This is a genomic window from Plectonema radiosum NIES-515, from assembly GCF_025753815.1.
Taxonomy (GTDB): domain Bacteria; phylum Cyanobacteriota; class Cyanobacteriia; order Cyanobacteriales; family Nostocaceae; genus Hassallia; species Hassallia radiosum_A.
In genome coordinates this window covers 1-12,164 of the sequence record NZ_JAOWRF010000200.1, presented here as the reverse complement: position 1 = coordinate 12,164, position 12,164 = coordinate 1, and the positions used below count along the sequence as shown (strand labels likewise).

General features: G+C 41.9%; 9 protein-coding genes. 4 read left to right on the top strand and 5 right to left on the bottom strand.

The annotated features are described in order from the left end of the window. Positions 1 to 535, bottom strand: a 535-nt coding sequence (locus OGM63_RS13710; RefSeq protein ID WP_511041090.1) for a photosynthetic reaction center family protein, incomplete at its 3' end; no start/stop codon positions are given. Between the two features lie 333 nt (positions 536 to 868). Beyond that, positions 869 to 1,216, bottom strand: coding sequence for a histidine triad nucleotide-binding protein (locus OGM63_RS13705; protein ID WP_263746139.1), 348 nt, complete (start codon positions 1,214 to 1,216; stop codon positions 869 to 871). A gap of 70 nt (positions 1,217 to 1,286) precedes the next feature. Between OGM63_RS13705 and OGM63_RS13700 the strand changes: the two genes are divergently transcribed. After that, complete coding sequence (locus tag OGM63_RS13700; RefSeq protein WP_263746138.1) at positions 1,287 to 2,828, top strand: YifB family Mg chelatase-like AAA ATPase; 1,542 nt, start codon at positions 1,287 to 1,289, stop codon at positions 2,826 to 2,828. A gap of 89 nt (positions 2,829 to 2,917) precedes the next feature. Here the strand turns inward: OGM63_RS13700 and OGM63_RS13695 are convergent, their stop codons facing one another. Together OGM63_RS13695 and OGM63_RS13690 are read right to left on the bottom strand one after the other, a co-directional pair. Continuing rightward, positions 2,918 to 3,700 (bottom strand): SDR family oxidoreductase, encoded by a 783-nt coding sequence (locus tag OGM63_RS13695; RefSeq protein WP_263746137.1) that lies wholly within the window; start codon positions 3,698 to 3,700, stop codon positions 2,918 to 2,920. Between the two features lie 246 nt (positions 3,701 to 3,946). After that, positions 3,947 to 4,828: a PEP-CTERM sorting domain-containing protein gene (locus OGM63_RS13690; protein WP_263746136.1), complete on the bottom strand. Its 882-nt coding sequence runs from the start codon at positions 4,826 to 4,828 to the stop codon at positions 3,947 to 3,949. A gap of 753 nt (positions 4,829 to 5,581) precedes the next feature. Here OGM63_RS13690 and OGM63_RS13685 point away from each other — a divergent pair. The 3 genes from OGM63_RS13685 to purB all read left to right on the top strand — a co-directional run bounded on the left by OGM63_RS13685 (position 5,582) and on the right by purB (position 8,577). After that, a complete protein-coding gene (locus OGM63_RS13685; RefSeq protein ID WP_263746135.1) occupies positions 5,582 to 6,595 on the top strand; it encodes a YihY/virulence factor BrkB family protein in 1,014 nt (337 codons plus the stop codon). Positions 6,596 to 6,623: 28 nt separating this feature from the next. Further along, positions 6,624 to 7,181 (top strand): DUF421 domain-containing protein, encoded by a 558-nt coding sequence (locus OGM63_RS13680; RefSeq protein WP_263746134.1) that lies wholly within the window; start codon positions 6,624 to 6,626, stop codon positions 7,179 to 7,181. A 100-nt stretch (positions 7,182 to 7,281) separates the two neighbouring features. Continuing rightward, positions 7,282 to 8,577: an adenylosuccinate lyase gene (gene purB, locus OGM63_RS13675; RefSeq protein ID WP_263746133.1), complete on the top strand. Its 1,296-nt coding sequence runs from the start codon at positions 7,282 to 7,284 to the stop codon at positions 8,575 to 8,577. 473 nt (positions 8,578 to 9,050) lie between these two features. On the opposite strand, the gene secA is transcribed toward purB, so the two are convergent. Continuing rightward, positions 9,051 to 11,843 (bottom strand): preprotein translocase subunit SecA, encoded by a 2,793-nt coding sequence (secA, locus tag OGM63_RS13670; RefSeq protein WP_263746132.1) that lies wholly within the window; start codon positions 11,841 to 11,843, stop codon positions 9,051 to 9,053. Between the last annotated feature and the right edge of the window lie 321 nt (positions 11,844 to 12,164).

Genomic DNA, 12,164 nt, shown 5'->3' with positions numbered 1-12,164 from the left:
TTCCGGAGATACCCAAAGGCATACCGTCAGAGAATGAACCTTGTCCGATTGGGTAGATCAAGAATACTGCGGTTGCAGCAGCTACAGGTGCGCTGAATGCTAGGCAAATCCAAGGACGCATACCTAAGCGGTAAGAAAGTTCCCATTCACGACCGAGGTAGCAGAATACGCCGATCAAGAAGTGGAATACTACCAATTGGTAAGGACCACCGTTGTACAACCACTCATCTAAGGAAGCAGCTTCCCAGATTGGGTAGAAGTGCAAGCCAATTGCGTTAGAGGAAGGAACAACTGCACCAGAAATGATGTTGTTTCCGTAAATCAAAGAACCTGCAACAGGCTCACGGATACCATCGATGTCTACTGGGGGTGCTGCGATGAACGCAATGATGAAGCAGGTGGTTGCAGCTAGCAAGGTGGGGATCATCAATACGCCGAACCAACCAATGTATAGGCGGTTTTCGGTGGAAGTAATCCACTCGCAGAAGCGTTCCCATACGTTGGCGCTTTCGCGTCTTTGTAAGGTTGTAGTCATGAGTTTATGATTGCTTTATTTGAGTATGAATTTTGGAGGTAGGTGTTTGTACCTCTTGTTTATCAGATTAGAGGCTTAGTTGAGATTTGTAAAGGTTTTTTAATTAAGTATGTATTATGAGAGTCATTTGTTTTTCTTATATAAGCTAGAGACGCGGTGAATTGCGTCTCTATAGCTGCATTAGACACAAAATGTAGAGACGCGAAATTTCGCGTCTCTACAAGGGTTTTGGACAAAGTATCATTTTCACGCCTTATTAATAGAGACGTAGCATTGCTACGTCTCTACAAGGTTTGTGGGTAACGGATAATTAATTTCCACATCGGTTGTCTATTAACCAGGAGGCCAAGTCATGTGCCGTCCTCCTAGAATATGTAAATGTAAATGATAGACACTTTGACCACCGTCAGAATCTGTGTTGATGACAACACGATAACCGTTGGTGAGTCCAGCTTCTTCGGCAACGCGCTTTGCTGTTAATAAAAGATGCCCCAAAAGGTCGCGATCGCTTTCTTCGGCATCAGTAAGTTTGACAATGGGTTTTTTGGGAATGACGAGGATGTGAACCGGTGCTTGGGGTTGAACGTCTTTGAATGCCAGTGCTAAATCATCCTCATAAACAATATCTGCGGGAATTTCTCGACGAATAATTTTACCGAAAATCGTGTCTTGATTTGTCATACGTAATTTGTGATTTGTCATTTGCCAATTGTCAATGATAAGACAGACGAATCACCAAGGACAAAGGATTATGCTTGCGAGAGTTTGGAGTGCATCAATTGTCGGTATCGATGCTGTTAAGGTAGGTGTAGAAGTCGATGTATCGGGGGGTTTACCGGGAATTGTCGTGTTAGGATTACCCGACGCTGCGGTACAAGAATCGAAAGAAAGAGTCAAGGCAACTTTGAAAAATGCTGGTTTTGCCTTTCCGATGCGAAAGATTGTAATTAATCTGACACCGGCTGATTTACGCAAAGAAGGTCCTTGTTTTGATTTGCCTATCAGTGTGGGCATTTTGGCAGCTTCAGAACAAGTCAATGCTGAGTTGTTGGGAGATTATCTTTTCTTAGGTGAAGTTTCGCTGGATGGCAATTTACGCGCTGTTGCGGGTGTTTTACCCATCGCTGCGACTGCTGAAAAGATGGGAATTACAGGTTTGGTTGTCCCGGCTGATAATGCCCAAGAAGCTGCTGTGGTTGAAGGCTTGAAGGTTTATGGATTTAATAATATATCTGATGTGGCAAATTTTTTAAATAATCCAAGTTCTCATAAACCTGTGCAGTTTGATGGTACACTACAGACATCACCTGGAAAGCTTCTAGATTCCTTTAGTAGTGCAGATTTAAAGGATGTTAAGGGACAAGCACATGCTCGTCGTGCTTTAGAAATTGCCGCAGTTGGGGGACACAATTTAATTTTTGTGGGACCGCCTGGTAGTGGTAAAACGATGTTAGCTAGACGCTTACCGACGATTTTACCACCTTTAGTTTTTGCTGAGGCTTTGGAGGTGACACGGATTCATTCGGTGGCTGGGTTGTTGAAAAATCGCGGTTCTTTGGTACGCGATCGCCCTTTTCGCAGTCCTCACCACTCAGCTTCTGGTCCCTCCCTGGTTGGTGGTGGTAGTTTTCCCCGTCCTGGAGAAATATCTTTAGCACATTTTGGGATACTTTTTCTCGATGAATTGACAGAATTTAAACGTGATGTCTTAGAATTTCTCCGTCAACCTTTGGAAGATGGTTATGTCACTATATCACGCACGAGGCAATCGGTAATGTTTCCCGCTCAGTTTACATTGGTGGCAAGTACCAATCCTTGTCCTTGCGGTTATTATGGCGATACTATCCAACAGTGTACGTGTTCGCCACGACAAAGAGAACAATATTGGGCAAAGCTTTCGGGTCCGTTGATGGATCGAATTGATTTGCAAGTTGCGGTTAATCGCTTGAAAGCAGAGGAAATTACTCAACAACCGACAGGAGAATCATCTACAAGTGTGCGAGAGAGGGTGCAACAAGCACGAGAAAGAACTGCAAATCGATTCAAAGATGAACGAAATCTGCGGTGCAATGCACATATGCAGAGCGGTCATCTGCAAAAATGGTGTAAATTAGATGATGTTAGTCGCAATCTGTTAGAAGCCGCAATTAAGAAATTAGGCTTATCGGCAAGAGCAAGCGATCGCATTCTCAAAGTAGCACGCACAATTGCAGATTTGGCGGGAGATGATGACCTGAAGGCAAATCATGTCGCAGAAGCAATTCAGTATCGCACCATAGATAGAATGCAGTAATATCATGTTCGATAAAAACGCCGCAACCGTCGTAGAGACGTTCCGCCGGAACGTCTCTACAATATGTCATGATATAATTCAGGTTATTCCTAAGCCTTCAACAAAGATTCTCCCCCATCAATCCAAATTGGCGTCCCGGTGATATGACTAGAAGCATCTGATGCTAAAAATAACACTAGTTGTGCCACTTGCTCAGATGTTCCTGGTTTGCCATCAGTTAAAGGAATCTTACCTTCAGGAAACTCAACTGGTTCTTTAATATCTTCTAAATCTCGTCTTTGGGTGTTTTCATCAATACTAGTTTCAATTGCCCCAGGACAAATTACGTTCACACGAATGCGGTGTTTAGCAAGTTCTAAAGCAACCATTTTTGTGAAAGCAACTTGTGCGGCTTTTGAGCAAGAATAAGCAGTTGCACCACTATTACTAAAAATGCGTGTACCGTTGACAGAAGAAGTGATAATAATCGATCCACCCTGTTTTTTCAGGTGAGGTACAGCATACTTAACTGTTAAAAAAGTTCCTTTGAGATTGATGTTGATTGTTTTATCCCATTCTTCGGGTGTCAATTCATCTATAGGTGCCCAAACTCCATTAATTCCCGCGTTAGCAAATACAATATCTAAACGTCCCCACTTATCTGCAATCTGCTGAATTGCTTGTTGCATTTCTTCTGGTTTAGAAATATCAGCAATCAGTGGAATCGCTTCCCCATTGTCGCTTTCAATTTGGGCAACAGTTTCTTCTAGTTCTTCCTTTGTACGTCCTAGTGCTGCGACTTTTGCACCTTCTTTAGCAAACAACTTTGCCGCTGCCTTCGCAATGCCGGAACCTGCTCCTGTCACCAATGCTACTTTATTTGTAAGTTGCATAAATATTTTATTTATAAATTGGGCATGATTAATCGTTGGTTGGATAAAATTTTCCTAACCACATATTTCTCTTTTCCTTTAATTATTTAACATAAAGCGAAAGCATTAGTCATACTGCTATTGGCAGAAAGCTTTTCTCTATCTAATGGCAGAAAATTTGCAGCCATAAATATAGTAGTTTTGAAAAAACAAGATCCCCGACTCTTGCGAAGTCGGGGATCTCAAGAGTGTCAATTTTCGCTGAGATTATGTTGAGGTAATCTTTTTCAGCTTTGATTTAGTAGCAATCGCGACTAAGGCACACACAAAAAGTAAAGCTAGACTAGTCGATGGTTCAGGGACTGAAACTTTGACTTGACTTTTTCTAACTTGGATGAAAGTTAAATTTGTTGGATTAGCAAAAGAGCGTTTTATAGAACCTGTAAATAACGCTGTTGCAAATTCTGCCTTACCACCAAAATTTAACTGAGTATCTTGTTTAGATAAAGTGAAATATTCACTTTTTTGACTGGTAATAAAATCATTCGTGTTGAAAGAGTTTAAATTTCCACTCAGGGAAAAGAAGTCTAAAGGAGTTTTTTTAGTGTTCGGTGTAGTGTCAGATAACAACTGAGTAAAAAAGTCATCTAAAAGACCTTGATTCGCGATGTCAGTTGTGTCAAATAACAAAAATGAAATATCTGCACTTGCTCTAGCATTCTCTGCTGCTGGTTTATCTATTGATGTTTCTAGGTCTAAAGCTGCTGTAAAATCTACAGAAAAGGATTCACCAGCGTCTACAAAAAAGTTCCCTAAAACTTTACCATCAGCGTTTGCCAGTCCTAAATAATTTTGATTTTGACCAAAGGCTTGACTGAAAGATTTATTAATTACTTCTGGTGGTTCGAGAAGAAAATCTATATTTGCATTATTAGTGGCTGATACCTCGCTATCTTTGGCAATAGTTGAGATGTTGGCATTATTTGTAGTTGCGGTTACTTCGGGATCGAGACTGAAGTTTTGTAAATAAAATTCTCCTTGAGATGAAGCTAATGTAGCAGCTTGAGTGGGTGAGGTTACTAAGCTAGAAGTAGCTATCAAAGGAGTAACCAATAAAAAAAAGCGCTGAGTAAATCCTAAAGTACGCATGATAAGTTGATGATTGTATACTTGTATCTACTGCTTTAGTCAAGTAGTTAGCCACCCTGTAAATGTTTTTCATCAGTAGTATTGCGGTTATTACAATCTACATCTAGTTTTACCCTGTTTACGGAAAATTTGAGAAATTATACAGATAAACGAAGAGTCGGGAGTTAGATCAAATCCGTTTGTATCGGAATTATATATTTTTCAACGCAGAGAACCGCAAAGGTTTCCGCAGAGTTTTTGGTTTGAGTATATGACAGCGATTTTCAGCTTATTTGAACCACATTCTTTTTAGCAGATCGCAAAGGTGCACCAGACGCAAAGGAAGAAATGGACAAACGTCGTGGAAAAGAATAGACATCTCCGGAGTCATACGTAGAGACGTAGCAATGCTACGTCTCTTGGGGTTCGGGCAACGCATAATTAATTTATGGAGACGTCTAATGTAGAGACTTCGGACGATCGCGTCTCTTGGGATTTGGTTGACGCATATTTAATTTTCACGTCTAGGTCTAATAGACATCTCCAGAAAACAATGTAGAGACGTGAAATTTCACGTCTCTTGGGGTTTGGGCAACGCATAGTTCATTTCTGGAGATGTCTAATGAAGAAAACTTGAGTGTGGTCTAACTGTAAATCATACAGTTCTGCCTCAAGGATGCGAAAAAAACGCCTTCTGGCAGATGTGACGGATTAAAAAATGAAGTATCAATTAAGTTTAAGGCTAGCTATATACTGAGAAAAGGAGACTTATTGATGAACGTGAAGGCAATTTTGGGGCTATTCCAAGAGACATTTCAAGAATGGAGTAAAGATAAAGCCTCACGGTTATCGGCAGCGCTAGCTTATTACACGATATTTTCAATTGCACCGTTGCTGGTTATTGTAATTGCGATCGCTGGTGCAGTATTTGGAAAAGATGCCGCAAGTGGTCAAATTTTCGCACAAATTCAAGGTTTAGTTGGTGAGGCTGGAGCAAAACTCATTCAGGAGGCAATTAAAAATGCTAGTCAACCAAAGCAAGGTGCGATCGCTTCTATCATCAGTATCGTAGTTCTAATATTTGGTGCCACTGGTCTATTTACTGAACTACAAGATGCTTTAAATACAATTTGGGAAGTGCAACCGAAACCAGGACGTGCTGTAAAAAACATGGTTCGCAATCGCTTTTTGTCGTTTGCGATGGTTCTGGGTATCGGCTTTTTACTTCTGGTGTCCCTGGTAGTTAGTGGAGTATTAGCAGCATTTATTGCTTACTTTAATAACTTGATACCAGGTATTGATTTTATCTGGCAGATAGTTAATTTTTTACTTGGTTTTGCAATCAGTACTGTGCTGTTTGGGCTAATATTTAAAGTCCTACCAGATGTAAAAATTACCTGGAGTGATGTTTGGATTGGTGCTGCTATCACTTCACTGTTATTTTCCTTCGGCAGGTTTGTTTTAGGGCAATATTTAGGAAACGGCAGCTTCGGTTCAACTTACGGTGCGGCAGGTTCAGTAGTAGTTGTCATCGCTTGGGTTTATTATGCTGCCCAAATTCTCTTTTTTGGTGCCGAGTTTACCCAAGTTTACGCTAGAAGATACGGCTCACAAATTGTCCCAGCAGACAATGCTATCCCCATGACTGATAAGGCTCGTGCTAATCTAGGGATGAAATCCAAGCATCCTGAGGAACCATCGGCAAAGAAAAGAAATTCTAATTTTATTAATCGTTTATTTAGGAAACTGACACAAGCCAAACGCTTAAAACAAAGAAGCAAAAATTAGCGACTTTCATCACAAAGGCTAAAAATCTATGTTTGCCCACCTGATAGTAGTAATGCACAGATGGTTTTCAATTAATTGGCAGGCAATTTTTGTCCCCAGCATGAGCGTCTTGGAACTGATTGTCAGAGGTTCGCTGGTATACTTGGCACTTTTCTCAGTGTTACGTTTTCTCCCCAGCAGACAATTGGGAACGCTGGGAATTCCCGATTTGTTGGTGGTTGTATTATTTGCGGAAGCTGCCCAAAATGCGATGGCAAGCAGTTATACATCAATTACCGAAGGAGCAATTTTAGTCGGAACTGTTATTTTTTGGAGCTATTTGCTCAACTGGTTAGGCTACAAAATTCCCAAGTTTCAACAGTTTCTTAATCCCCCACCTTTACTACTTGTCAAAAATGGGCGTCTGATATTGCGTCATCTGGAACGTGAACTAATTACAGAAGAAGAGTTGATGAGCCAATTACGTCAGCAGGGTATAGAGTTTTTAGCCGATGTGAAAAAGGCGTATCTAGAAGCTGATGGTAGCATTAGTATCATTACATCTGATTCCAAAAGCAGTCCTTTACCTCAGCAAAAAACAGTATAATACAATTAAAATTTGAGATGATTAACTTTATATTATAAAAGAGGTTCAAAACTTTTACTGTAAAACTGTAGAATATGACGGTTGAATTCTGTGGTGGATCGTGATAGAGCGTTATACCTTGCCGGAAATGGGCAATTTGTGGACGGAAGTTTACAAGTTAAAAACCTGGTTGCAAGTAGAAATCGCTGTTTGTGAGGCTCAAGCTGAGTTGGGTTACATTCCTGCAGAAGCGGTTGAGGAAATTAAGGCAAAGGCTAATTTTGACCCAAAGAGGGTGCTAGAAATTGAAGCAGAAGTCCGTCATGATGTGATTGCTTTTTTAACAAACGTAAATGAATATGTTGGCGATGCAGGACGTTATATTCACTTAGGTTTGACTAGTTCGGATGTGCTGGATACTGCTTTAGCTTTGCAATTGGTAGCAAGTCTTGATTTGTTGTTGCAAGGTGTGGAAGATTTAATTGTTACCATTCGCAAAAAGGCAACAGAACATCGTTATACGGTGATGACTGGACGATCGCACGGGATTCATGCTGAACCGATCACTTTTGGTTTTAAGTTGGCTGGATGGTTGGCAGAAATGTTGCGTCACCAAGAACGCTTGAAAATTCTCCGCAAAACCATCGCTGTGGGTAAAATCTCCGGTGCGGTAGGAACTTATGCTAACATCGATCCGCGTGTGGAAGCGATCGCCTGCGCTAAGTTGGGACTACAACCCGATACCGCGTCAACTCAAGTTATTTCACGCGATCGCCATGCCGATTATGTGCAACAATTAGCTTTACTCGCTGCCTCCATCGAACGCTTTGCCGTGGAAATTCGCAACTTACAAAGAACAGACGTTCTCGAAGTTGAAGAATTCTTTTCCAAAGGGCAAAAAGGCTCCTCAGCTATGCCACACAAGCGTAACCCCATCCGTTCCGAACGATTAACCGGAATGGCACGCATTATCAGAAGTCATACGGTGGCAGCTTTGGAAAACGTCGCACTTTGGCACGAACGCGACATTTCCCACAGTTCCGTTGAGCGAGTAATGTTTCCCGATGCTTGCATTTTGACACATTTCATGGTAAAGGAAACCATCGACTTAGTGAAAAACCTGCTGGTTTATCCTGAGAACATGGAGCGAAATCTTAACTGCTATGGTGGTGTGGTGTTTAGCCAAAAAGTGCTACTTGCTTTAATCGAAAAAGGCATGAAGCGAGAAGAAGCATATAAAATTGTTCAAGAAAGCGCTCACGCAGCTTGGAATAAACCAGAAGGCAATTTTCACGATTTGATTAGCAAAGAGCCTCACGTGACTGAAAAGTTATCACCAGCAGAAATTGCGGAATGTTTCAATCCAAAGCAGCATCTGAAGCATTTAGAGGAGGTTTATCAAAGGTTGGGTATTTAGCCTTTGTGGGTTAAGACGGTTATAATCGTGCGATCGCATTCATCCATTAACAGTTTCTGATATGGAGAAGCGATCGCACACCCCTAAAGGTTTTATTTACCCAAATCACATACTTGCTGAGAAATATACTTAGGTAAATATACCACAAATTCCTAACGAATTAAATAGACATCTCCAAAAATGAATTATGCGTTGCCCAAACCCCAAGAGACGTAAGCTAGCTACGTCTCTACATTCTTTTCCGGAGATGTCTAATAAATTCCCCACATACTCTGCGTTTACTCTGTATTCCTCTGCGTTTAAATACGCCCTCGTTTTTACGTCAAAGTAGATTGTTATACTAAAAATCTATGAAGATGCACTCAATTAATCGAGTGAAATAAAAGCTTTTTTATGTATAAATTATTCACACAAAAAGACGCTAAGTAATTCTTAGCGTCTTTGGGCAAAACTATTATTTCTAGCCCTTAACTTCAAACCATCTCTGATGGTGCCTGAACTACTGGTTGGGGTTGCGGTTGAAACATGAAGAGAGAGTATACCACATCTCGGCGGATATTCACCATCATATCCAAGAAAAGTTCATATCCCTCGCTCTTATATTCAATCAGCGGGTCTTTTTGACCGTAACCGCGCAATCCCACAGATTCTCGCAAGGCATCCATTTGTTGTAGGTGTTCCCGCCAGAGGGTATCAATTCGCTGTAATATAAAGAACCTTTCAGCTTGTCGCATCAGTCCGGGCTGCACTTGGTCAACTTGAGCTTCCTTCATATCGTAGGCAATTCGCACTTGTTCGTGAAGGAAAGCTTTAATTTCGCCAATTGTCATCTCTTCTAATTGATTTGGCTGCAAGTCTTCCAGCAGATAGACGAATTCTTTGACTTTCTCTGTCAGCTTTTCTAATTCCCACTCTTCTGAGGGCAAGTCGGGGTTGATGTAATAGTCAACGATGTCATCCATAGTTTTTTCGGCATACTTGATAACCTGTTCTTTCAAGTCTTGCCCCTCTAGCACCCGACGACGTTCTGCGTAGATAGCGCGACGTTGATTGTTCATCACCTCGTCGTACTCAAACACCTGTTTGCGGATGTCGTAGTAGTAGGTTTCGACTTTTTTCTGAGCACCTTCTAAACTGTTGGTGAGCATCTTCGACTCAATGGGCATATCCTCTTCAACATTAAAGGCTTCCATTAAACGGGCTACGCGATCGCCTCCAAAAATCCGCATCAAGTTATCTTCTAAACTTAAGAAGAATCTTGTTGAACCAGGGTCTCCTTGGCGTCCAGCACGTCCGCGTAACTGATTATCTACCCGTCGCGATTCGTGGCGTTCTGTACCAATTACGTGCAAACCGCCTAACTGCACTACTTCTTCGTGTTCCCGACTAGTAAACTGTTCGTATTCGTGCTTGACACGGTTATAAGCTGACCGCAGAGTTTGAATGACTACGTCGTCAATTGGCGCTTTTTCTGCCGCTACAGCTACTTTCTCTTCTGCCTCTAATTCGGGTAAACTGCGCTCACCATACTCACGCACTGCCACTTGCACAGCTTCTTTCAGCAGTTGTTCTGTTTCTTTTGACAATTGAATCGGGAAAACTTGTGGTGAAGCCTTCCAAGTTTTCACCTTTTTCCCAGGGACAAAACCTTGTCCACCACCAGTCCCTGTGGGCAAACCCCCGTCTCTGTGGACACCAAAAGTATCTTCGTCTTCTGGTTGGACGATGCGGGGCATAAAGTATTCCCGCAGCTTCAGACGCGCCATATATTCAGAGTTACCACCCAAAATGATGTCAGTACCTCTACCAGCCATGTTAGTGGCGATGGTGACAGCACCTTTGCGTCCGGCTTGGGCGACAATTTCTGACTCTCGTTCGACGTTTTCGGGTCGAGCGTTGAGCAATTCGTGGGGAATATTTTGCTGCTTGAGAAGCCCGCTGAGATATTCTGATTTTTCTACACTGGTGGTTCCTACCAGCACGGGTCTACCGAGTTGGTGCATTTGGGCACATTCTTGTGCGATCGCGTTCCATTTCCCAGGCTCAGTTTTAAACACCATATCAGACAAGTCTTGACGCAGCCTTTTCCTGTTGGTGGGAGTTACTGATACTTCCAGTTTGTAAATTTTTTCAAATTCAGGTTCTTCTGTCTTTGCTGTTCCAGTCATTCCTCCCAACTTGGGATACAACAAAAACAAATTTTGATAAGTAATCGTCGCTAAAGTTTGCGTTTCCGGCTGAATTTCTACGTGTTCTTTAGCTTCAATTGCTTGGTGCAGTCCATCACTCCAACGTCGTCCTGGTAACACCCGACCAGTAAATTCATCGACAATTACCACTTCCTCATTGCGGACGATATAATTTACATCCTTGAGGAAAAGTTCTTTTGCCTTAATCGCATTGAAAACAAAGTGTGCCCACGGATCATCCGGGTCGAATAAATCACTTACTTCCAAAAGATTTTCAGATTCCGCAAAACCTTCATCGGTCAACAGCACGTTCCGCGCTTTTTCATCGACCTCGTAATGCTCATCTTTTTTCAGAGTAAATGCAATTTCCGCTGCTCGCAAATATTTTTCTGTCGGTCTTTCTACCTGTCCGGAAATAATTAGAGGTGTCCGTGCTTCATCAATTAGAATTGAATCTACTTCGTCAATTACGCAGTAGTTAAAGGGACGTTGCACAACATCTGCCATTGATGTTGCCATGTTATCACGCAAATAGTCAAAACCTATCTCGCTGTTGGTAACATAAGTGATATCACAGCTGTAGTTTTTTTGACGTTCGGCAGGAGTCATATTTGCTTGAATTAGCCCCACACTCAACCCCAAAAAGCGATGCACCTGTCCCATCCATTCTGCGTCTCGACGAGCCAGGTAATCGTTTACGGTGATAACGTGTACACCTTTACCGCTTAAAGCATTTAAATAACTTGGCAAAGTCGCAACCAGGGTTTTGCCCTCCCCAGTTTTCATTTCCGCAATTTGCCCGGAATGCAGGATAGCACCACCTAAGAGTTGCACATCAAAATGTCGCAACCCTAAAACACGTCGTCCAGCTTCCCTGACAACAGCATAAGCTTCTGGCAAAATATCATCTGTAGTTTCAGATGACGCGAGTCGTTGTTGAAATTCTGCTGTTTTGCCCTTTAACTGTTCATCAGAAAGAGCTTTAACTTCTTCTTCTAAGAGGTTAATTTCAGTAATGTCAGGTTGGTATTTTTTCAGCTTACGAGCGTTGGGATCGCCCAACAAAGTTTTTAGCATGGCGTTTGTTTTCAACTAAATCTAGAGGGGATAAGGATTAAAGGTTTGGCATTTATTATAAGCATTTAACCCAACAAAGCCGTGGGAGCGCAAGGTCTATAAGTTGAAGCAGGAGAATTAACTCAAAAACATCGTTGTACAGACTTGTGTACTAAATCGTCAACTTAAGACGTACTCTCCGATTGGTTTAACTCATATCTTATAATTTTAAACTTATTTCATAGTATCATTTTGCCTTCAGCACTCGAAGGTTATAGCCACCATGGGACTGTAGCGATCGCCCTACTTGCGCTTAGGGGGGGGATGAGGGGAGGCAAGGGG